The following is a 21,871-nucleotide window of genomic DNA, read 5'->3' as shown; positions in this document are numbered from 1 at the left end:
TTTTCCCTTTTATTAGTCGTCTTTAGACGACTTGGGCTATTAGCCTCAGAATTTATTCTGAGGCGGGCTAGATGAGAATGAAATAGCCCTACATCGCCAGCTTTCCGCTCAATGATATACCAAAATGAATGCGTGAATTACTTAAATGAGTAAGCAAAAGCTGCTTTTGAGTAAGCAAAAGCTTATTTTGCTTGCGGAAAACACCAAAATGAGTAAGCAAACTGGGGTTTGAATAAGTAAAAGCTTATTTTGCTTGCGGAAAACACCAAAATGAGTAAGCAAACTGGGGTTTGAATAAGTAAAAGCTTATTTTGCTTGCGGAAAACACCAAAATGAGTAAGCAAACTGGGGTTTGAGTAAGTAAAAGCTGCTTTTGAGAAAGTAAAAGCTCATTTTGAGTAAGTTGAATGGCATTTTTACTTAGTTCAATATGAATTTTAGTCTAGGCGATACCTTTCCTACGGAACGCTACGCGAACGGTGAGCTTCTCTACGAGACGCTTTGCGTAGCTTGCTTAGGGACTTCCAAGTAAAAAAATATTCCATTGCTATTGTTCACTGTTGACCGTTGACGGTTCACGAGTTTTCAGTCAACAGTCAACAGTCAACAGTCAACGACTTGAATGTGGAATAATTTATTTTTTGGAGTTCCCTAACGCACTTTTCAGTTTTATTACGGTAGGCTTTGCACAAAACTAGCTTATTCTGGATCTGGAGGGATCTAAAAAATTAGGAGGCTAGACGAGTAGTTTTAAAACACGCCCTAGCCCTAAAATATTGACGATCGCTAATCTACAATCCCATTGAATATAAAATTATCTGGTCATGTAACTTATCAGGCAAAATATGCTTTAACAGCGCTCCGATTTTGGCATCTTGTCCAACAAGATAGCGCGTCTTAGGTTGTTTTGCAGTCAGCGCATGGACAACAGCCTGAGCGACAATATCGGCAGAAATTCCCTTAGATGCGATAATCTGCATTTTCTTGCGGACAATATTCATCGCCTGTCCGTAGAGATTGTGTGCCGTTTGCGGTAGCTCCTGCTGTGCGATTTGAGATTGACTTAGAGACTTTTCCCAGATTGGAGTAGCGATGGAACCAGGTTCGATAATTGAAACCGAGATTCCCCAAGGGCTTAACTCCATCCGCATCACATCAGTGAGTGCAACGAGCGCAAATTTGGAAGCATTGTAAGCTCCCAGGAATGGCGTAGGGCTTCTACCAGCAATGGAACCCATATTGACAATTCGGCCCCGATTTTGGCGTAATAGACCAAGAAATGCTTGTGTGACTGCTAATTGCCCGGTGACATTAACCTGCATCTGGTGTTGAAATTCTGCGATCGCTAATAATTCCAACGGGCCTGGGATAGCAACTCCGGCATTATTCACTAAACCTAAAATCCCCGCACCACCGACTGCATTTGTTACCTGAGCAACCGCAGATGCGATCGATTCAGCGTCAGTAACATCTAAAAAAATCGGAATCAGCCTTTGTGACCCTTTCTGTTTAAGTGTTTGAGCATCAATATCTTGACGCACGCCAGCAAAAACAGAGAAGCCCAACTGGTCTAAAAGCAAAGCACACGCCTGACCAATTCCTGTTGATGCTCCTGTAACCACTACTGTACGTTGATTTCCTGCAACCATTAACTCTCTCCGTATTATGATGAAATTACTGAAATTACGTTAGCGAACGCGAGTGCGTCTCCAAGAGTTGCGGTAGCAAGTCTTCTCCCTTTGCGCAGCGTCTCCAAGAGTTGGGGAGACGCTAATGGCGTTAGCGAGTCAGACGCTCCTGCGTCGCTAACGCTTCGCTATCGAGCGTCATTACGAATTACGAATTACGAATTACGAATTACGCATTAGTATCAATCTCTGCAAGTACCAGCGCGAAGACAATCTTCGGTTTGGTCATCTCTAGCCGATATTTGCCACGGGAATTTGTCTAACTGAGAATTTGTGTTGTAAACAACTAGAGCAGTTATTATGGGAAGCTGGTTTTCGACAATTGACACGTCACTACTATAAGTATTGCCTAGTTGAGCATTGTATAAATAAACAGGTAATGCCAACAGTCCAATGCAAATTGTCCGATTCATAAAACCTCAGCTAAAAATTTCCGCTTAAGCTATGTATAGATACCACCTTGATGAACCGGATTTTCAAAACTGAGTATTATATCTTCATGTTGTGTCAATTTACTCAGCGCTACTAGCCGCAGAGACGTAATTTCTAAATTATCGGTTCCACTCTTTTTTTAGGTTAAACATTGCCTACAAGATGGCTTACTACTAATTTATGCAGATGCAACCCGAAAAAACAGGACAAAAAACCTACAGCACTCAAAAACATATCTTGCTAGCTGCATTCCCCAGATAAAATAATGAAGAGTGCTGAGTCACCGAAATGGTCGATGACCGACAAAAAAAAGATACAAGCCCATAAATAAATTTAGGGGATTGTTAATTTTTAATTTTGAATGAGTGAATTTTGAATTCGGAGCGAAGCGACGTGACGCCTTCACAAGACGTAGATACTGTAAACGTTCTCAACATCGACCCAGAAGAATATGGCAACTCAGACACAAATCCTCTTGATGAGTTGCCAGGTGAAGTTGAAATGTCCCTTTTCGACCACCTAGAAGAGTTGCGGCAGCGCATTTTCTATTCTCTGATTGCCGTAGCGGTGGGTATTATTGGCTGTTTTTTTGCCGTTAAACCCATTGTCCAATTACTTGAAGTTCCCGCACAAGGAGTAAAATTTCTCCAACTTGCACCCGGAGAATATTTCTTTGTCTCCGTTAAAGTTGCAGCCTACACTGGCTTCGTACTTACTAGTCCTTTCATTCTTTACCAGATTATCCAGTTTGTGCTTCCAGGACTGACTCGCCGCGAACGCCGTTTATTGGGGCCTGTGGTTTTGGGTTCGAGTGTACTGTTTGCTGCTGGGTTAGTATTTGCCTATTTACTCCTTATCCCCGCAGCGTTGAAATTTTTCATCAGCTACGGAGCAGATGTAGTTGAACAACTTTGGTCAATTGATAAATATTTTGAATTTGTGCTGCTACTGTTATTCAGCACTGGTTTAGCATTTCAAATTCCGATCATCCAACTGCTGCTCGGTAATTTGAACATTGTCTCCTCTCAACGCATGGTTTCTGGTTGGCGTTACGTAATTATGGGAGCAGTCGTTTTAGGAGCCGTGCTTACACCTTCTACTGACCCCCTGACTCAAAGTCTTTTAGCGGGAGCAGTTTTAGGGCTTTATTTCGGTGGTGTTGGACTGGTTAAACTTACAGGTAAATAACATAGGGAATAGATGACAGGTGACAGGGAATAGGTAAAATTATTAACTAATTACTAATTATTCCTTAACCCTTGTTCGCGTAAGAGGGTATCAGACCATAAAATATCTTCTGGTTTTAGGGGTGGTACTGGTTCTTTATTATAATCAATTGCTAAGTAATATCTGGCACGATTGTATATACCATGCAATAAAGATTGCAAATCTACAATCGGTTCTGTATCTTCTGACTGTAACGGTAATGGAAATACGGGAATCGTTTCTCTGACGCTAAATCCGTATAATTTAGCTTGAGGACGTTTTTCACTTCTGCTAACAATAATTTGATAATCTGTTACAGGCACTTCCCCTAAAATTGACATGGCTTTTCCACTTCTGAGTAAATCAATTTCGACTAAGTGAGAAAGACTAGCTAAAACTTGTTTGCGTTTCAGTTCATAGGCTTTTCTCCCTTCGCCTGGGCGTTTATTTTTAGGAGATAAAACTTCGATAGAAGCTACCACAAAACCTGTAGAAACTTCTCGAATTTCTAAGTAATTTTCCGTAATATGTTCAGGTAACGGTATCATCACCGTGATGCCTTCTGACGTTTCTGTTTGGGTACTAGTTGATGAGTATTGCTGCGGTGATTTGTGTTGAGAAAAAATAGAAACATCAGGTATACCAACTAATACAGAATCTGAGTCATCACTTAAATAAGTACGTTGTTCAATTGCAACTCGATACTGTGGGGGAATATTTTCTTCAATAGTATCTGCTATAGCTGTAATTAATCGATGATGTAATTCTGACCAAAAGACAGGATTTTCTAAATAAGGATTCATTCCGGGAAATGGAGAATTCATAGTTTTACTATCCTGAAATGAGGGATTAGGATGATTGTAAATTAAGGAAGAAAAACTTGATTATAATATCCATTCCGAAGAACGTTCACCCAAATCTAAAGGAATGCTAACAGCTTTGCCGAGGCGGGGGCGATCGCGTGTTTGGTTAATATATGTTTGTACCTGCATTGACCCACCCAAGGCATGAAGATAATTAGCAATGGTGTCAAGATGCTCTTGGTACTCCGCCTCGCTCAATGGAAAAGAAGCTTGCTCCAGATATTTCCACATGACTTGCAAAAATATCTTTCCCTGTGCCCGCCGCAACTGGACATCATAAGAATATCCCCACTTATCAAGCAACATCTGACGTAATTCCTGTCCTGTCATAGCTTTTCTCAATCAGATTTTACATTTAGTTATGATGTTAAGTTCCGTGACTCCAGTATGATAAGGATATAAAGAAATGTAATGCTAACAGAAAAGATGCTTTTTATATCTTGGAACAAAGAAGTATGGCATCGTTGTGAGCGCTAGCATTTCGACTTAGACAAGAGTTCCTCAAGTACAGTACTTTTGTCAAAATGCTTAACAAAATACACAAAGAGCGCGGAGATTATGGCTCAATTTTCTGAATCAGCAGACGTGCCCGATATGGGGCGTCGTCAGTTCATGAATCTGCTCACTTTTGGGACTGTCACTGGAGTGGCTCTGGGTGCATTGTATCCCGTTGTCAACTACTTTATTCCACCCGCAACAGGTGGTGCTGGTGGCGGTGTAACGGCAAAAGACGAGCTAGGTAACGATGTTAGCGTCGCTAAATTTCTCGAAAACCGGAATGCAGGCGATCGCAACCTAGTCCAAGGGCTAAAGGGAGATCCTACCTATATTGTGGTAGACAGCAAAGAAGCGATCAAAGATTATGGCATTAACGCCATTTGCACCCACTTAGGTTGTGTCGTCCCCTGGAACATTGCAGAGAACAAGTTTAAGTGTCCTTGTCATGGTTCTCAGTATGACGAAACTGGTAAGGTTGTTCGGGGCCCAGCACCGTTGTCTTTACCTTTAGCCCATACCAATGTAAAAGACGACAAAATCGTTTTGACCCCTTGGACTGAAACCGACTTCCGCACCGGCGATGCAGCTTGGTGGGCTTAATAATTTTGTCCTTAGTCCTTAGTTATTCGTCCTTTGTTCAGGGCTTAATGACTAATGACTAATGACTAATGACCAATGACTAATGACTAATTCAATCGTTGCCCTTATTAGAGATGAGAAATGTTTTCTTAAAAGCGAGGTTAACTCGCAGCGCTAGAGCGATCGTCAAAACATTGCTCATTGCGATCGCTACTGTGACATTTTACTTCACCAGCGATCTAGCCCTTCCCCAGTCAGCTGCCGCCTATCCCTTTTGGGCACAGCAAACCTATCCCGAAACCCCCCGCGAACCAACCGGGCGGATTGTTTGTGCCAACTGTCACCTAGCAGCCAAGCCCTCAGAAGTGGAAGTTCCCCAATCGGTGCTACCTGACACTGTATTCAAAGCTGTGGTGAAAATTCCCTACGATCTTAGCGCCCAGCAAGTTGGTGCTGATGGTTCTAAGGTTGGCTTGAACGTCGGTGCTGTACTGATGCTACCTGAAGGCTTTAAGATTGCTCCTGAAGATCGTCTTTCTGAAGAACTTAAAGAAGAAGTTGGCGACACTCCCTTCCAATCCTACAGCGAAGACAAAGAAAACGTTATCATCGTCGGCCCCTTACCAGGTGAACAGTATCAGGAAATCGTCTTCCCAGTTCTTTCTCCCAACCCCGCAACCGACAAAAACATCCACTTCGGTAAATATTCAGTTCACTTAGGTGCTAACCGAGGACGCGGACAAGTTTATCCAACTGGCGAAAAGAGCAACAACACTGTTTACAACGCTTCCGCTACTGGCACAATTACCAAGATTGCCAAAGAGGAAGATGGAGACGGTAACGTTAAATATCTAGTAAACATCCAACCTGAATCTGGTGATGTTGTCGTTGATACGATTCCTTTAGGGCCAGACCTACTTGTTTCCGAAGGGCAAGCAGTTAAGGCTGGTGATGCTTTGACCAGCAACCCCAATGTCGGTGGATTCGGTCAAGCAGATGGAGAAATCGTACTTCAAGACGCCTCTAGAGTCCAATGGATGATTGCGTTCATCGCTCTTGTAATGTTGGCTCAAGTTATGCTCGTTCTGAAGAAAAAGCAGGTTGAGAAAGTCCAAGCTGCTGAAATGAATTTCTAAATTCTTTGCTAAATCATTATTTGTAGGACAGGCATCTTGCCTGTCTTTTTTTATGTTAGTTACACGAAACCTAGAAATTTGAGACTTAACTGCTAGTAGACTTTAATCATAAATGCTTTAAAATCACAGTATATGTATTTAGTCAAAAATATTTATATTAGCTTATGGAAGTCGCTAATGTTTATGAAGCTAATGAATATGAAGGCATTATCATGAGCCTTTTTCTTGACTTGCTGATGAAGGATGCTATGCAGAAGTCTTCTAAACTTGTTCCTTATACCCAAGAAATGAGCGATGAAATGGATGATTTACTAGCTGATGTAGTTATAGATTAATGTGTGCATTTACTTGTAATGGTTTGGCAATTTACGTTAATTATCTATGAAGTTAAATGAGGTTGTTCCGTGGGGCAGAACTCTTGAAGAGTATAAGCTGATGTTTGCCTTGTCAGATGCAGACCTGAACATGACAATTCTTGGATGTGGTGATGGACCTGCAAACTTCAATGCTGAAATGACAGAACTCGGACATTCAGTTGTGTCTATTGATCCTGTCTATCAGTTTTCTGCTGAACAAATCAAACAACGAGTTTTAGAAACTTACGAGCTAGTCATCAAGCAGGTTAAACAAAATTCAAACCGCTACATTTGGAAGAACTTTCGTGATGCAGATGAACTTGGTTATGCTCGTCTAGCAGCGATGGAGAAATTTTTGTTGGACTATGAAACTGGTAAAATAGCAGGGCGCTACTTACCGCTATCTCTACCAAATCTAGAACTAGCTAACAATCAATTTGGGTTATGTGTGTGTTCCCATTTGCTCTTTCTTTACTCTGAGCAGCTATCACTCGATTTTCACATCGCATCTATTCATGAACTCCTGAGAATCTCTCCAGAGGTGAGGATTTTTCCCTTGTTGAAACTTGATGGTGAATTATCACCCTATATCGAGTCAGTGATCCAAACGTTTTCCAGTCAGGGATTTGATGTAAAGGTTGAGCCTGTTGCTTACGAATTTCAAAAAGGGGGCAACCAGATGTTGAAGATTATGACCAGGGTTAATCAATGATTCTCGCCGAGTGCTTTCTAACCACGAAAGTGTAGAAATTCCGGCTAATATTTCTCATCAGATGCTCAATGAAAGCGATGTCTACGGCTGGCTACGCCTACGCAATCTGGAATTTCTCGTGATTTGCTAACCTCTCAGTCATAGCGATCGCATTTTGAGCGATAGTATTGAATCTAGCCCTAGTTGAGTTGAGGGATTCGCCCATGACAGTCTCAATAGAGTACATCCCCGTTACTACGATTGAGTACCCAGATGAGGATGGTAAGCCGATGGCCGAAGGTGATTTACAGCGCAAGTGTCTTGTATACGCTACCACTGTGCTGGAAATTTATTTTCAAAATCACCCAGATGTATACGTCGCTGGTAATCTATTTATTTACTACGAAAAAGGTTATCCAGAATCGGTTGTCGCCCCAGATGTATTTGTGGTGTTTGGAGTGGAAAACCGTGACAGACGTTCTTACAAAACCTGGGAAGAAAATAATCAAACCCCAAATTTTGTTCTAGAAATTACCTCAAAAAGCACCCGCAGCAAAGACCAAGGTGCAAAAAAAGGAATTTACGCCTTTTTGGGAGTGCGTGAATATTTCCAATATGACCCCACAGGCGATTATCTCAATCCCCAACTCCAGGGTTTACACTTGGTCGATGGGAATTATTTCCCAGTAGCAGCCAATACCCTACCAGATGGTACAGTGTCCCTACCCAGTGAAGTTTTGGGGCTAGAGTTACGGCTGGAAGCAGGAAAACTGCGTTTTTACAATCCCGCTACGAGTCAAACACTCCTAACTCATGAAGAGGAAGCAGTTGCACGACAAGCCGCAGAAGAGGCTCGACAGCAAACAGAGCAAAAAGCGCAAAGATTAGCTGCTAAACTTCGAGAATTAAATATCGATCCAGATAGCCTTTAGCTAAATCTGGCAGTGTTAATAAAATAATAGGGTGAGTATGATTTACCCACCCTAATTATGCTTACTAAATTAGACAATAATCTCAAAGTTCTCCATTAATCTTACGCCTAATGATTTCCATCTGGGCTTGCATATCAGCTTCTGTCACAGGCATGGGATACTTTGGAGAATTAGGATCGCGTTTGCTCATTAAAAAACGTAGAGCTTCAATATCTTCACGGTTTTCTACGACATAAGCTCTCAACTCTGTAAAACTCATTTGCTCATAATTCGGGTTCATTGACAAACTCCCATTCGCCATTGCGATAAACAATGATTTGCAGTTCATCCGCAGATAAAATATAAATTTCTCCGATTTTGTCGTCAAATCGAAATAAACGGATGTCTTTGTAAAGATTTGACAGCATTTGACAAACCCTTACACAGGCTAAGGCTTGCTCTGTTGTTGGTAAAATAAACGCTCCTCACTACTAATATAGGGTGAGCAATGCCCACCCTACTGCTGTTGATTATTTTTTGTGAAACTATAGGGGACGGTAAACGCGATAGTTGATTTCAGGGAAAATATTATCCATTAACTCGACTTTTTCCAGCCAACCACTGTCAACTTTGCCGACTTTAACATCTTCGTAGAGCTTATTGAACCGCATCAGGTGCGATCGCGTCCGTCTAATTGCATAGGGTACCATTGTTCCCGTCCGCATAATAAATGCCCAGTCAGAAGATTGTGCTAATAATAATTCCCGCGCCGCTTGGTTAAGCGCTTTCCACTGCAATTCATCCTCTGGTTCCAAATGCGAGATTTCAATCATCCGTTCAGCAGCTTTGTGCAAATGCGGATAAACCCACGCGTTCGTTTCATTCAACCAATATTCGTGGAAACCTTTGAAACCCCAACTTGACTGCGAAGGACGACAGACTTGCTGAGTTGGCTGATCTCGCAAATAGTCTGCTAAATGGGTCATTTGATATGTTTTTTGGTCATACCACGACTTACGGAATAGGTAATCGATGAACCAGGGGCCTTCATACCACCAATGTCCAAATAACTCTGCGTCATAAGGCGAAACGATAATTGGCGGACGCTGCATTATACCATAGAGATGCTCAGATTGCTGCTCTCGGTTATACATAAAGTTAGCAGCGTGTTCTGCGGCCTTTTCCCTAGCCCAATAAGGATCGTAAAGTGCCTTATCTGAAAGTCCTAAGCCACGCCCCGTAATTTTGTGATACTTAATACCCGTATTCTTTCTCTGACCATTGGGCATGATGTAGGGCTTGATGTACTCATATTCTGCTTCCCAGCCCAAATCTTTGTAAAATTCTCGATATTCCGCCGCCCCAGGATAGCCCACTTCAGAAGACCATACCTGTTGGGAAGATTCATGATCTCGCCCAAAGACCGCAACACCAGTTTCTGTATAAATTGGCGCATAAGTGCCAAAGCGCGGACGGGGACGGGCGTAAAGAATGCCATGCCCATCAGTAAGAAAGTAGCGTAACCCAGCATCGGCTAGCATCCGATCTAGACCTTCATAGTAGGCGCATTCCGGCAACCAAATGCCTCTGGGTGCTTTTCCAAAGGTTTGCTCATAATGTTCGCAGGCTACCTGAATTTGTGCCCAGACCGCTTCTGGATACATTTTCATCAACGGCAAATAGCCATGAGTAGCGCCGCAAGTAATGATTTCCAGGTTGTTACTGTCTTGGAACTGCTTAAAAGCTGTCACCAAGTCACCTTGATTGCGTTCCCATAGCTGACGCGCTTCTTTAAACTCAGTAATGTAATGTTCGGCTAAATAACGAAGATGCCCGTTATTGACATTATGTTCTGCTTCTAGTTCTATAAGTTCTTCTAGTTGGGTCAAGTGCGCGTCATAGCGTTCTTGCAGCAGAGGATCACGAAGCATCGACACTAGAGGTGGTGTCATACTCATCGTGATTTTAAAGTCGATACCGTCTCGCTTTAAGCCTTCAAATACTTTCAATAATGGAATGTAGGTTTCTGTGATGGCTTCATAGAGCCATTCTTCCTCCAGCACGTAGTCACTTTCCGGGTGACGAACGAAGGGCAGATGTGCGTGAAGTACAAGCGCGACGTAGCCGATAGCCATAGTGATTTTGGGGTGATACTTGTAAGTTGAAGGTCGAGAGGTTTGGCTGAAATTAACAATATTTTAAGACTTTATGGGGATCGGAAGAATAGTTTTCAATTGAGTTAAATATAATGTGTAAAGGCACAACAATGTTATGCCCCCACCCCGTGTTGTTAACTAGTTGTAAAACCTCTGCTTGTTTGCATATTGTATGAGCCTGTAGTTCAGAGAAGGCGGTGTAGGCTCCGTTACCGTGTGAGTGGCTTTAACATTACATCCCACAAAGTGCGCTTGGGAGCAAGCCTCCTGGGTAAATTTCTCAGCTTTGCCAGCGAGAACTGCAACACTGGGTTCGTATTGACGAGCGATCGCCACATTATATAAAAAAACGCTCAACTCGAACGCCGAAACCTGGTAACAGTGGTGATGTGATTTCGTCATCAGCCAGCAAGGTTGCGATCAGTTTTAATTGGGCAGATTCTCTGCGATAAACTTCTAGCTGCTGTAATTGCCAATTTGCAATCCAATATTCTTGGACTCCTGTGGATGAGTATAGTTTCAGCTTGGCTTCTCGATCTCGACGTTCGTTAGTTATCCCAGGAGAAAGCACTTCCACAATCAGTTCTGGCGCTCCTCTTAAATGTCCTTCGTCATCTAGCAATTGTGCTAAACGCTCACGACTAATCCAAACTACATCAGGTATGACATTATCGGCATCTGTAAAAATTATGCCGGGAGTTTGACGGGTTTCCCCTAGCCCACTAGAGCGATCCCAAATTTGTAATTCTAAGGATATATTACCCGCAGTTCCTTGATGTCTCCAATGAGGCGCTCTAGTCACAAAGAGTTCTCCGTCAATAATTTCATAGCGCTTCCATTCATCAGTTGTGAATAATTCTAAGTCTGAGGTTGTCCAACGGACTTGATCGGGTATTGTTTGGTTCATAGCATTATTTTCCCATGCCTAGTTTAGAGATAAAATTCTATTTTTCAGAATATTTGTTTTTTCAAACCTTTATCAACCGAGGCAGTGGAAGCAGATAACATCTCAATAATCACATTGGGGTATTTGCCGTCTTCTTGCCACACAACCCAGCTTTTGCGGTCTTTTTTTTCTGTATTTAAAACCAGAAAGAAATCAGGCCCTCGAAATTCTTCTGACTTTTTCTGATTAGGACTGAAATAAATCGTCAGGTTACCGATAGCATAAAAATCCTGACGATCGCGCCACCACCATTTAATCAGGCGGATGAGTAAATCTATTTGTTCGCGGTGTAAATCAGATTCCAAAGGGGGTTCATCACTATAGATGTCGCCTGGTGGGAAAATTATACTCTCATTGACATCTTTTACACTAGCGGTGGCAGCAAGCGGCTGAGACATACAAGATACTTTTTCTATTTATATCCATGCTACCGTGACCAACCTTTGCATAGAAGCGCGTAGCGCAGCCCGCACTTCGGCCGCGCTCAGTGACCATCGTAGACATCGCACTGCTTATTCCTCATCCCGATATAATTCCTGTAAGTCCTGTAACTGAGTCTTCCGGGAAATTCGGCGATATTTTTTACTTTCTAACTTGGGTTCGTATTGACTCTGCCCTTTGCCTTTGCTTTTGCTTTTTAACTTCATCGTAGATTCAGGATCAGCTTGTTGGTGCAGCTGAGTTTGACGAGCGATCGCATCGGACAAAAATTCTAAATAATGTTCATATCGTTCCCAGTCTCCCCGCACCACACACTCAGGCTCGTCTCGATGCAGACAATCACTAAACCGACAGCTAGCAACTGCTAACCGCTTTCTTGCTTCTGGGAAATAATGGATTAATTCTTCTGGGTTACAATCCATATCAGGCTGATTAAAGCCGGGAGTATCAGCAAGCAAACCACCGCTAGGCAACTCAAATAATTCTATATGGCGAGTGGTATGACGGCCACGAGCCAGTTTGCCAGAAACCTCTCCCACTCGCAGCTCAAGAGAGTCAATCAGCGAATTAATCAGGCTGGATTTACCCACGCCGGAAGGCCCAGCAATTACAGTAATTTTATTACTCAAATATCTGGCTGCTTGGTCGGTATTTATACCATCTTTGACGCTGATAAATATTGGTTCATAGCCCCAACCAAGTAGGCGATCGCTAACTTGCTGCTGTTCTTGCGGTGAAATTAAATCACTTTTATTCAAACATAAAAGCACATCCAAGCCAGTAGACTCAGCCTTAATTAGAAACCGACTTAGTTGATAAGGTTCCAAAGGCGGATCAGCAACGGCAAATACCAATAGGATTTGGTTGACATTGGCGATCGCTGGACGATCTAATTCACTTTGGCGGGGTAAAACATCAGCGATCGCACCCCGCCCCCCAGCCCAATCGGGTTCTTCTACCACAACGCGATCGCCTACCATCACCTGTTGCCCGATTTTCTTCAGGCGTGTTCGGCGAGTACAGAGGAGGAGGAGGGGATGAGGAAGATGAGGAAGATTTTGCTCCCCCATCTCCCTTATCTCCCTTATCTCCCTCATCTCCCCATCCTCTTCATCCAGCTGTACTCGGTAAAAATTAGCTTGTACAGCTACCACCGTACCCAATAACTGACCCAATAACTGTCCAGTTGCGGCAAAATTTTCCCCTGTCATTGGCTAGCAACTGGACGACGTACTAACAGAGAAAAATAACTAGTGCAGTTTGTAATTTGTTCCACCTGATAACCTGCCATTGTCAGACTATCGGGAACCTGCTCAATCGGCTCACCTGGGTCTAGCCAGACTTCTAGTAAACCTCCCAATGGCATTTTCTCCAGACGTAGTTTTGTCCGCACAAAATTAATTGGGCAAGGAGTGCCGCGTAAATCAAGTTGAGCATCAGGAGTTAAAAGAGAAGAGGGCTTCATTACTTAAATAAATTTCCCAAGAATCCTTCTAGACCGCCTTTACCAGTGCGATCTCCCTTAATTTTAGCCAGCTTCTCCAACAATTCCCTCTCCTCAGGGGTGACCTTGGTGGGAATATCAATTAATACTGTCAGCATGTGATCCCCTCGACTAACGGGATTACCCAAACGGGGTACGCCACGATTTTCCAACTTCATCACCGTATTCGGCTGGGTTCCAGCTGGAATAATCAGTTCTACAGGCCCATCTACCGTATCTACCTCTAACCGACAACCTAAAATCGCTTGCAGATAGCTAAGTTTGATTTCCGAGAGAATATTAATGCCATCCCGTTGGAATTCCTCGTCCTCATTTACGAACAAGTAAACGTACAAATCCCCAGGAGGGCCACTGCGCTGACCGGCATCTCCTTCACTAGAAATCCGCAAGCGTGTGCCATTATCCACCCCTGCGGGAATGGTAATTTTGAGTTTCTTTGTGACTTGATTTGCGCCTTTACCATCACAGGCATCACACTTATCTTCAATTACCATCCCTGTCCCATTACAGGTGGGACAAGTCGAAACTTGGGTGAAACTGCCAAAAGGTGTTCTGGTAACACGGCGGACTTGACCAGATCCGCTACAAGTAGAACAAGTCCGGGGGCGGGTTCCAGGTTTAGCACCAGAACCGCTACAGACTTCACAATTTTCTAGATGGGAAATGCGAATTTCTTTTTCTCCGCCAAATACCGCTTCCCGAAAGTCTAACTTCAGGTCTAACCGTAGGTCATCACCCCTAGCAGGCCCACTGCGCCGTCTTTGTTGCGTGGGATTACCCATACCGCCAGCAAAGCCACTAAAAATGCTTTCAAAGATATCGGCAAAACCACCCATATCGCCGACATCTTGGAAACCTGAGCCAGCACCTGACACACCCTCTGGGCCAAAGCGATCGTAACGAGCGCGGGTTTCTGGCTCTGAGAGTACCTCATAAGCGCGGTTAATTTCTTTAAAGCGATCCTCCGCCCCCGGCTCTTTGTTCACATCTGGGTGATACTTCCGGGCTAAACGGCGATAGGCTTGTTTGATTTCTTCTTTGTCGGTGTCACGAGAGACACCCAGGATTTCATAATAGTCGCGGGCCATATAACAAAGGTAAAAGTTAGAAGTAAGAAAGCAGAAGGTGAACCTGCGCGGTCTTGGGGGTTTCCCCCATCAGCGACTGGTGAACCCGAAGGGCAGTAGAACGTCACGGTCACTTGCTACCCTACGGAAAAGTGTTTTGCCTACAGATGAAGCAGCAACACAGTATTTTTTAGAGAGCGGCTTGCCGGAGGTCAGGCAGAAGATAAAATTAATTTTTGTTAATAACTGATTTTACCCTTTACCCTTTACAAAAATCACCGACAAATCTTGAGCAACAGGTGCTTTCCTCGTGGGAGACGACAAAAGCGATAGAAGTTAGCAGCAGGGGAAGCCTATGCTCAGACTTCTCACTGCCGAGTCGGCTGTCTCTTTTACAATTGTGCTACGTAGGAGAGGAAAACCCCGCCCATCAACCAGAGGGGCTACCCGCACCATTAGGTGTGGAAAACCACCCTTATGCAATGGAAGTGCATCTGAACTGACACTGCCTAGCCCAGAGTGATTTGCTTCTACAATCTAGCAAACTGCTGGGGTCTTGTGAAACTTCGCTAAATTTATAATCTAAATATATAGATATATTAAAGGGACTTCCAAGTAAAAAAATATTCCATTGCTATTGTTCACTGTTGACCGTTGACGGTTCACGAGTTTTCAATAAAAATCTGCAACTTAGGGGGTGGGAAAGAGGCAGGGGAGCAAGGGGCAGGGGGCAAGGGAGAGAATAAAGAATTACCTTTTTATTACTCTTTCCCTCCCCTCTGCTCCCAGCTAAGAGTCCCTCTGCCTCTTGCCAATGCCCAACCCCTAATCTATCGCCTCATAATCAACCTGGGCAGTACTTTCTTCGTCAAAATCAAAGTTGAATTGTGGTATTAGTGTGCCATTCATTGGTGAGTCTACTTCTGGGGTAGCGAGATTAGTTGAGGTTTCCTCAATCTCATCACTTTGGCTGTTAGCTCGATTGTAAACATCAGCACCAATTGCAAACAAGGTTTGTTGGAAGTCGTCTAAGCGCTGCTTAAATTCCACAGTGGAGATGCTGGAGTCAATCATTGCAGCTTGGAGTTGTGAAACTTTTTCACTGGCCAAGGTTTTCATCTGGTCGCCGATAAAATTGCTATTATCCTTGATGGTGGATTCGTAACTGAACAACAGATTATCTGCTTGGTTTTTGAGTTCAACCAGTTCTTTACGTCTTCTATCTTCGTCGGAAAACAGTTCGGCCTCTTGGCGCATCCGTTCGACTTCGTTGGTACTCAAACCACCTGTATTGGTAATCCTGATACTTTGTTCTCTACCTGTACCTTTGTCTTGGGCAGAAACCTTCAGGATGCCGTTGACATCGATTTCAAAGGATACTTCAATTTGCGGCACACCACGGGGCGATGGGGGAATTCCTGTTAGCAGAAACTTGCCGAGACTCTTGTTATCTCGTGACATTGCCCGTTCACCTTGGAGGATGTGAATTTCTACTGAGGTTTGCCCATCAACTGCTGTGGAAAAAATTTGTGACTTACTAGTGGGAATTGTGGTGTTACGTTCAATAATTTTGGTGAACACTTCACCCAAGGTTTCAATTCCCAAGGACAGAGGAGTGACATCCAATAGTAAGAGATTATCAACTTCACCACCCAACACCCCTGCTTGGATAGCTGCTCCTAATGCTACGGCTTCGTCAGGGTTGATAGAGCGATCGGGAGCTTTGCCATCGAAAAACTTAATTAGCGCGTTTTGGACTGCGGGAATACGGGTAGAACCACCTACCAAGATAATCCGATCTATGGCTTGTGGTTTGAGATCCGCATCTTTGAGCGCTTGGATCATTGGTTCGATAGTACCTTCAATTAAATTAAGTCCCAGTTCTTCAAATTTAGAGCGGCTGAGTTCCATCTCCAGATGCTTTGGCCCGGTGTCATCAGCTGTGATAAAGGGCAAGTTGATGGAGGTATTTGTCATGCTGGAGAGTTCAATTTTTGCTTTTTCCGCTGCTTCCCGCAGGCGTTGCAGTGCCATCTTATCTTGGGCAAGGTCGATTTTCTCTTGTTGCTGAAAGCGTTCCATCATCCAAAGCACGATCGCATTATCAAAGTCGTCTCCCCCCAAGTGGTTGTTACCACAAGTCGCCTTAACTTCAAAAACGCCATCCCCAAGTTGCAGAATCGATACGTCAAAGGTACCGCCTCCCAAGTCAAATACTAAAATTAGCTGCTCTTGGTCTTGCTTGTCCAATCCAAAAGCTAAAGCCGCAGCTGTTGGTTCATTGATGATTCGCAGGACTTCTAGTCCTGCAATTGTGCCAGCATCTTTAGTTGCTTGTCTTTGGGTATCTGTAAAATATGCCGGTACCGTGATCACTGCCTGAGTGACTTCCTCACCCAAGAAGTTTTCTGCATCCTGCTTGAGCTTTTGCAGGATCATGGCGGATAGTTCTTGTGGCGTGTAATTTTTTGAGCGAATTTGGACATCAACCGTATCGTCTCGACCCTTGACACAGTTGTAGGGGACGCGATCGCGTTCTGTTTCAGTGTCTTCCCAACGCCGCCCGATAAATCGTTTAATACTGTAAATTGTGTTTTCGGCATTGGTTACGGCTTGGCGCTTTGCCAATTGACCAATCAAGCGATCGCCACTCTTCCCAAATCCCACAATACTTGGAGTAGTTCGTCCACCTTCAGAATTGGAGATCACCAGTGGTTGACCGCCCTCCAAAACTGCGACGCAACTGTTAGTAGTGCCTAAGTCGATCCCAATAACTTTTCCCATAACTATCAGTATTTTTACCGAGTTTTTTCTGCTGTAATATGTCGCGGACTAAATTTTTTTGCTCCGAACCAAGGCTAGCGGATAACGTCTGTGAAACCCTTATTACTGGTAGCAAAAGAGAAGTTGAAACACAGAGAGTTATCCAAAGCCTTGCTCAAATTTTAGGTACGCGATGCTCGTCTTTGCTAGAACCCAGGCACTTTCGGTCAGCGAGGCGAGCGACTACAGCTTAACTGAAGGCTTGACTCGACTGATCTTCTGGTGCAGCAGGGGTATCTTCTTTGGGAGCAGCTACTTTGACCATTGCATGGCGTAGCACGCGATCGCCCAAGTAATATCCGCGCACTAACTCTTCTAACACTGTTCCTTCAGGATGTTCATCCGTAGGTTCGCGCATTACTGCTTCATGCAGGTTCGGATCAAATTCTTGACCTTCAGGACGCATTGGTGATACACCCAAGCGTTTTAGGCTATCTACTAATTGTTTGTAAACGCCTTGATAACTTTTGTGCATGGTCATTTCGCCATCAGATTGCGGTTTGAGGTGCGATCGGGCCCGCTCAAAATTATCGACTACTGGCAGCAATTCCAAAATCGTGTTCCGCTTCATCAGCGTCTCTAACTCTTCTTTTTCTTTGCTAGTACGTTTCCGGTAATTCTCAAAATCAGCGGCAATCCGCATATATTGAGTACTACGCTCTTCTAATTGCGTTTTGAGAGACTCGATTTGTTGAGTCAGTTCTGCCAAAGCTGCTGTTTCCACTCCAGTTTTCTCACTTGCAGCGACGCTATTTTCTGGATTGAGATTAGCCGTATCCCCCGATACATTAGTTTGGGCTGTCACTTGCTCTGTCACCTCGCTACCAGGTTCATTGAAATTAATTTGGGCTGGGGAGTCACTCTTCATTGCTTGCTTTACCTCTGTTGGTTCACCCAATTGCTGGCTTGTATTGTTTATCTGTTTATTTTCATCCATCATTGTCTACTCATTCCAGATGCTTTTTATGGCAGTGGATCTCCACAGCTTGCAACCGTCGTCATTTACGGCTTGCCACTGAGGCTGATTTTGTTGCCGACAAGTTTCTGAAAATGATGTAACCGTCCTTTTATTGTGACAAATGGTGAACACCTTAGCGCAGACGCCACTAAGGCGGGAACCCGAACGAGTAATTTGCAATAGTAGCGCTGAATGTGACTCGCCCCTCATCTTATTTGAAAATATCTTTAATTTTTAATTTTTAATTCGCAGCAAAGCGACGCGACTCAAGACTTTTTTGCTAAATGAGAATTCTATCTCGCAGTAGGGGAATACTTTAAGCAGAGGTTTCCCTACTCATTTGCTCATTTATGAACTCGTCACCACAACGGCGCAGTACCGCTCTAACTACCAGAACAGAGTTTTCGCCCTTTGGCAACAAGCTAGTGCAATCTGGCTATGTCAATACCGAACAGATGAGGCAGGCACTAATTGAAAGCCGCAAATCTGGCAGACCCTTAACGGAAGTACTAGAGGCAATCACTGGGCAACAACTATCACCTGAGTTGCTCAGGCAATACAAAAAACAGCAGCTATTTGAACTAAAAATACTATACGGTGTTGAATTCCTTGATCCGGAAGTCAACTCCTTTGGCAACACGGAGATGGCGAACCTGATTGAAACCCTCATCCCGGTGGATATTTGCCGTCGCCATCGTTTAGTACCACTATCGAAACACGAAGACCAAACCCCGCCCTCAGTTTTAGTGGCGATGGTGGCTCCAGATAATCTAGAGGCTTCTGATGACCTAAATCGCATCTTGCGCCCCCAAGGCTTGGCCTTGCAGCGCATGGTGATTACCCAGGAAGACTACCAACAGCTAATCAACCAATATTTGGATGAAATGGCTGTTAAGCAAAAGCACCTGGAACGAGAAAACTCTACAGATATTAGTCAGGATTTAGAAAATCTCGGAAATCTCGATATTGAGGATGCTCCTGAAGAAATGGAGGCTGATCTAGGAGCAGCCATGAAGGGTGCAGAGGATGCCCCAGTTATCAACCTAGTCAACAGAATCCTGGCTAAAGCCTTGCATGAGGGCGTTTCTGACATTCATATCGAACCGCAAGAAGAAAACTTACGCATTCGTTTTCGGAAAGATGGCGTACTGCGTGAAGCTTTCCCCTCAATGCCGAAAAAAATCATTCCGGCGGTGACAGCTCGATTTAAAATCATCTCCAATCTCGACATTGCCGAACGTCGTCTACCACAAGATGGACGCATCCGGCGGCTGTTTGAGGGACGTAAGGTGGATTTTCGTGTGAATACCTTGCCCAGTCGCTACGGGGAAAAGGTGGTGCTGCGGATTTTGGATAACTCCTCTACCCAACTGGGATTAGATAAGTTAATTACCGATCCAGAGACTTTGAATATTGTCAAGGATATGGTCAGCCGTCCCTTTGGTCTAATTTTGGTAACTGGGCCAACTGGTTCTGGAAAAACAACTTCGCTGTATTCTGCATTATCAGAAAAGAATGATCCCGGAATTAATATTAGTACTGTGGAAGACCCCATTGAGTACAGTCTTCCAGGGATTACTCAAGTACAGGTGATTCGAGAAAAAGGGCTGGATTTTGCTACCGCTTTGCGGGCTTTCTTGCGGCAAGATCCAGATGTGCTGCTGGTGGGTGAAACGCGGGATAAGGAAACGGCAAAAACAGCAATTGAAGCTGCGTTAACTGGTCACTTGGTATTAACTACCTTACATACCAATGATGCCCCAGGTGCGATCGCTCGTTTGGGAGAAATGGGGATTGAGCCTTTCATGGTTTCTAGTTCCCTAATTGGCGTTTTAGCTCAACGTTTGGTGCGGCGTGTATGTTCTGAATGTCGGATTGCCTACACTCCCACAACGGAGGAATTGGCTCGTTATGGTCTATCAGCTTCCTCGGATGTCGCAGTTAGCTTCTATAAGGCTAACACCTTGACATTAGATGCGATCGCAGAAGCTAAAACCAAAAATCAGCTTTGCTCAAAATGTAATGGGGTCGGCTACAAAGGGCGTTGTGGTGTTTATGAAGTCATGCGAGTCACCGAAAACCTGCAAACTCTCATCAACGAAGATGCACCCACAGAACGCATCAAGGAAGTGGCAATAGAAGAGGGCATGAAAACCTTGCTGGCTTACAGTTTGGACTTAGTGCGCGAAGGTTCCACCACTTTAGAAGAAGTAGAACGAGTCACGTTTACTGATACCGGTTTGGAAGCCGAGTTAAAAGCCAAACGCAAGACTGGTCTTACCTGCCGGACTTGCGAGGCCACATTGAAACCAGAATGGCTCGATTGTCCCTACTGTATGACATCTCGGTTTTAAGGCTAGTCATTGATCATTAGTCATTAGTCATTGGTCATTAGTCATTAGTCGATGCTTAATAACTTTAAACAAATGACAAATGACAACTGACAAAGGACAAATAATAAACATTAAAAGGAAGCAGAACTATGGAAATGATGATTGAAGACCTGATGGAGCAGTTGATTGAATTGGGTGGCTCGGATATGCATTTATCCGCAGGTTTGCCTCCCTACTTCCGCATCAGTGGCAAACTCACCCCCATCGGTGAGCATGTATTGACAGCCGATCAATGTCAAAGGCTGATTTTTAGTATGCTCAACAACACCCAGCGTAAAACCTTAGAGCAGAACTGGGAATTGGATTGTTCTTATGGTGTTAAGGGTTTGGCTCGCTTCCGGGTCAATGTCTATAAAGAACGTGGTTCTTATGCTGCTTGCTTACGGGCATTAAGTTCTAAGATTCCTAACTTTGAAAAATTAGGTTTGCCAGATATCGTGCGGGAAATGACAGATAAGCCCAGAGGGCTAATTCTGGTGACAGGCCCTACAGGTTCGGGTAAGACAACTACCCTAGCGGCAATGATTGACTTGATTAACCGCACCAAGGCAGAACATATTTTAACAGTGGAAGATCCAATTGAATTTGTCTACGAACCAATTAAAAGCTTGGTTCACCAACGACAACTGGGTGAAGATACTAAGAGTTTTGCTAATGCTTTGAAAGCAGCTTTGCGGGAAGATCCAGATATTGTTCTGGTGGGGGAAATGCGCGATTTAGAAACGATTTCTTTGGCGATTTCGGCAGCAGAAACAGGACACTTGGTATTTGGTACTCTCCACACTAGTTCTGCTGCACAGACAGTTGACCGGATTATCGACGTTTTCCCCCATGAAAGACAAACTCAAGTGCGGGTGCAGTTATCTAACTCATTAGTAGCGGTATTTAGCCAAACTTTGGTATCCAAGAAAAACCCTAAACCCGGTGAATATGGTCGGGTGATGGCTCAAGAAATTCTGATTGTCACTCCTGCTATTTCCAACTTAATTCGAGAAGGCAAAACATCTCAAATTTACTCGGCTATTCAAACTGGCGGCAAATTGGGAATGCAAACTCTGGAGAAGGTTTTAGCCGATTTTTACAAGGCCGGAACGATTTCCTTTGAAGCGGCAATGTCTAAGACTTCTAAGCCAGATGAAATCCAACGTCTCATCGGTACTTCTGTACCACCGCAGGCAGCAGGTGGGAAATCTGGTGCGGCTGCCAAAGCACATTAAAGGAAC

24 protein-coding genes and 1 pseudogene are annotated in these 21,871 nt (G+C 44.0%); 10 read left to right on the top strand and 15 right to left on the bottom strand.

Annotation, left to right across the window (positions count from 1 at the left end; all coding sequences use genetic code 11):
* Positions 1–560 precede the first annotated feature (560 nt).
* The gene (locus D1367_RS31785; protein WP_220451036.1) at positions 561–698 is read left to right on the top strand and encodes a hypothetical protein; all 138 of its coding nucleotides are present in this window, start codon (positions 561–563) and stop codon (positions 696–698) included.
* A gap of 93 nt (positions 699–791) precedes the next feature.
* Here D1367_RS31785 and D1367_RS14030 read toward each other — a convergent pair whose 3' ends face one another.
* Together D1367_RS14030 and D1367_RS14025 are read right to left on the bottom strand one after the other, a co-directional pair.
* On the bottom strand, positions 792–1,649 hold the full coding sequence (locus tag D1367_RS14030; protein WP_118166997.1) for an SDR family NAD(P)-dependent oxidoreductase: 858 nt from the start codon (positions 1,647–1,649) through the stop codon (positions 792–794).
* Between the two features lie 221 nt (positions 1,650–1,870).
* The gene (locus tag D1367_RS14025) at positions 1,871–2,101 is read right to left on the bottom strand and encodes a hypothetical protein (RefSeq protein ID WP_118166996.1); all 231 of its coding nucleotides are present in this window, start codon (positions 2,099–2,101) and stop codon (positions 1,871–1,873) included.
* A 412-nt stretch (positions 2,102–2,513) separates the two neighbouring features.
* Here D1367_RS14025 and tatC point away from each other — a divergent pair, with 412 nt between their 5' ends.
* A complete protein-coding gene (gene tatC / locus D1367_RS14020) occupies positions 2,514–3,308 on the top strand; it encodes a twin-arginine translocase subunit TatC (protein ID WP_118166995.1) in 795 nt (264 codons plus the stop codon).
* Between the two features lie 53 nt (positions 3,309–3,361).
* Here tatC and D1367_RS14015 read toward each other — a convergent pair whose 3' ends face one another.
* Both D1367_RS14015 and D1367_RS14010 read right to left on the bottom strand, forming a co-directional pair.
* Positions 3,362–4,150 carry a DUF4058 family protein gene (locus D1367_RS14015; protein WP_118166994.1) on the bottom strand — a complete coding sequence of 263 codons (789 nt, stop codon included), beginning with the start codon at positions 4,148–4,150 and terminating at the stop codon, positions 3,362–3,364.
* Positions 4,151–4,210: 60 nt separating this feature from the next.
* Positions 4,211–4,519 carry a DUF3067 family protein gene (locus D1367_RS14010; RefSeq protein WP_118166993.1) on the bottom strand — a complete coding sequence of 103 codons (309 nt, stop codon included), beginning with the start codon at positions 4,517–4,519 and terminating at the stop codon, positions 4,211–4,213.
* Positions 4,520–4,747: 228 nt separating this feature from the next.
* Here D1367_RS14010 and petC point away from each other — a divergent pair, with 228 nt between their 5' ends.
* The 5 genes from petC to D1367_RS13990 all read left to right on the top strand — a co-directional run bounded on the left by petC (position 4,748) and on the right by D1367_RS13990 (position 8,381).
* Positions 4,748–5,287 (top strand): cytochrome b6-f complex iron-sulfur subunit, encoded by a 540-nt coding sequence (gene petC / locus D1367_RS14005; protein ID WP_118166992.1) that lies wholly within the window; start codon positions 4,748–4,750, stop codon positions 5,285–5,287.
* Positions 5,288–5,400: 113 nt separating this feature from the next.
* On the top strand, positions 5,401–6,402 hold the full coding sequence (gene petA, locus D1367_RS14000) for a cytochrome f (RefSeq protein ID WP_118166991.1): 1,002 nt from the start codon (positions 5,401–5,403) through the stop codon (positions 6,400–6,402).
* A 212-nt stretch (positions 6,403–6,614) separates the two neighbouring features.
* On the top strand, positions 6,615–6,737 hold the full coding sequence (locus D1367_RS32795; RefSeq protein WP_267255676.1) for a hypothetical protein: 123 nt from the start codon (positions 6,615–6,617) through the stop codon (positions 6,735–6,737).
* A gap of 46 nt (positions 6,738–6,783) precedes the next feature.
* Positions 6,784–7,470 (top strand): SAM-dependent methyltransferase, encoded by a 687-nt coding sequence (locus D1367_RS13995; protein ID WP_118166990.1) that lies wholly within the window; start codon positions 6,784–6,786, stop codon positions 7,468–7,470.
* Positions 7,471–7,673: 203 nt separating this feature from the next.
* Positions 7,674–8,381: a Uma2 family endonuclease gene (locus D1367_RS13990; RefSeq protein WP_118166989.1), complete on the top strand. Its 708-nt coding sequence runs from the start codon at positions 7,674–7,676 to the stop codon at positions 8,379–8,381.
* 82 nt (positions 8,382–8,463) lie between these two features.
* Here D1367_RS13990 and D1367_RS13985 read toward each other — a convergent pair whose 3' ends face one another.
* From D1367_RS13985 to dnaJ, 9 genes and pseudogenes are all read right to left on the bottom strand, one after another.
* A complete protein-coding gene (locus tag D1367_RS13985) occupies positions 8,464–8,661 on the bottom strand; it encodes a DUF6887 family protein (RefSeq protein WP_109011583.1) in 198 nt (65 codons plus the stop codon).
* The gene (locus tag D1367_RS30835; RefSeq protein ID WP_181985179.1) at positions 8,645–8,788 is read right to left on the bottom strand and encodes a DUF6888 family protein; all 144 of its coding nucleotides are present in this window, start codon (positions 8,786–8,788) and stop codon (positions 8,645–8,647) included. Before D1367_RS30835 ends, D1367_RS13985 begins: the two co-directional genes overlap by 17 nt.
* Positions 8,789–8,905: 117 nt before the next feature.
* Positions 8,906–10,495, bottom strand: a complete 1,590-nt coding sequence (locus tag D1367_RS13980) for a glycoside hydrolase family 57 protein (protein ID WP_118166988.1) — start codon at positions 10,493–10,495, stop codon at positions 8,906–8,908.
* A gap of 159 nt (positions 10,496–10,654) precedes the next feature.
* A complete protein-coding gene (locus D1367_RS30145) occupies positions 10,655–10,873 on the bottom strand; it encodes a hypothetical protein (protein WP_147337368.1) in 219 nt (72 codons plus the stop codon).
* The gene (locus D1367_RS13975) at positions 10,854–11,423 is read right to left on the bottom strand and encodes a Uma2 family endonuclease (protein WP_118166987.1); all 570 of its coding nucleotides are present in this window, start codon (positions 11,421–11,423) and stop codon (positions 10,854–10,856) included. Before D1367_RS13975 ends, D1367_RS30145 begins: the two co-directional genes overlap by 20 nt.
* Positions 11,424–11,470: 47 nt before the next feature.
* Positions 11,471–11,860 (bottom strand): annotated as a pseudogene (locus D1367_RS13970) (Uma2 family endonuclease); the annotation flags it as partial.
* Positions 11,861–11,974: 114 nt separating this feature from the next.
* On the bottom strand, positions 11,975–13,114 hold the full coding sequence (gene rsgA, locus D1367_RS13965; protein ID WP_118166986.1) for a small ribosomal subunit biogenesis GTPase RsgA: 1,140 nt from the start codon (positions 13,112–13,114) through the stop codon (positions 11,975–11,977).
* On the bottom strand, positions 13,111–13,368 hold the full coding sequence (locus D1367_RS13960; RefSeq protein WP_100900138.1) for a sulfurtransferase TusA family protein: 258 nt from the start codon (positions 13,366–13,368) through the stop codon (positions 13,111–13,113). Before D1367_RS13960 ends, rsgA begins: the two co-directional genes overlap by 4 nt.
* A complete protein-coding gene (gene dnaJ, locus D1367_RS13955) occupies positions 13,368–14,495 on the bottom strand; it encodes a molecular chaperone DnaJ (protein WP_118166985.1) in 1,128 nt (375 codons plus the stop codon). The genes D1367_RS13960 and dnaJ overlap by 1 nt, the downstream gene beginning before the upstream one ends.
* Before the next feature lie 215 nt (positions 14,496–14,710).
* Here dnaJ and D1367_RS30140 point away from each other — a divergent pair, with 215 nt between their 5' ends.
* On the top strand, positions 14,711–14,977 hold the full coding sequence (locus D1367_RS30140) for a hypothetical protein (protein ID WP_147337367.1): 267 nt from the start codon (positions 14,711–14,713) through the stop codon (positions 14,975–14,977).
* A 322-nt stretch (positions 14,978–15,299) separates the two neighbouring features.
* Here D1367_RS30140 and dnaK read toward each other — a convergent pair whose 3' ends face one another.
* On the bottom strand, positions 15,300–17,258 hold the full coding sequence (dnaK, locus tag D1367_RS13950) for a molecular chaperone DnaK (protein ID WP_118166984.1): 1,959 nt from the start codon (positions 17,256–17,258) through the stop codon (positions 15,300–15,302).
* Between the two features lie 229 nt (positions 17,259–17,487).
* A complete protein-coding gene (grpE, locus tag D1367_RS13945; RefSeq protein ID WP_118166983.1) occupies positions 17,488–18,237 on the bottom strand; it encodes a nucleotide exchange factor GrpE in 750 nt (249 codons plus the stop codon).
* 368 nt (positions 18,238–18,605) lie between these two features.
* Between grpE and D1367_RS13940 the strand changes: the two genes are divergently transcribed.
* Together D1367_RS13940 and D1367_RS13935 are read left to right on the top strand one after the other, a co-directional pair.
* Positions 18,606–20,609 carry a GspE/PulE family protein gene (locus D1367_RS13940; RefSeq protein ID WP_118166982.1) on the top strand — a complete coding sequence of 668 codons (2,004 nt, stop codon included), beginning with the start codon at positions 18,606–18,608 and terminating at the stop codon, positions 20,607–20,609.
* A 128-nt stretch (positions 20,610–20,737) separates the two neighbouring features.
* Entirely contained in the window at positions 20,738–21,865 is a 1,128-nt protein-coding gene (locus D1367_RS13935; protein WP_118166981.1) for a type IV pilus twitching motility protein PilT, read from the top strand.
* Positions 21,866–21,871: the final 6 nt, after the last annotated feature.

The sequence above is a fragment of the Nostoc sphaeroides genome, from assembly GCF_003443655.1.
Lineage (GTDB): Bacteria > Cyanobacteriota > Cyanobacteriia > Cyanobacteriales > Nostocaceae > Nostoc > Nostoc sphaeroides.
This window is presented reverse-complemented; position numbering and strand designations above follow the sequence as displayed.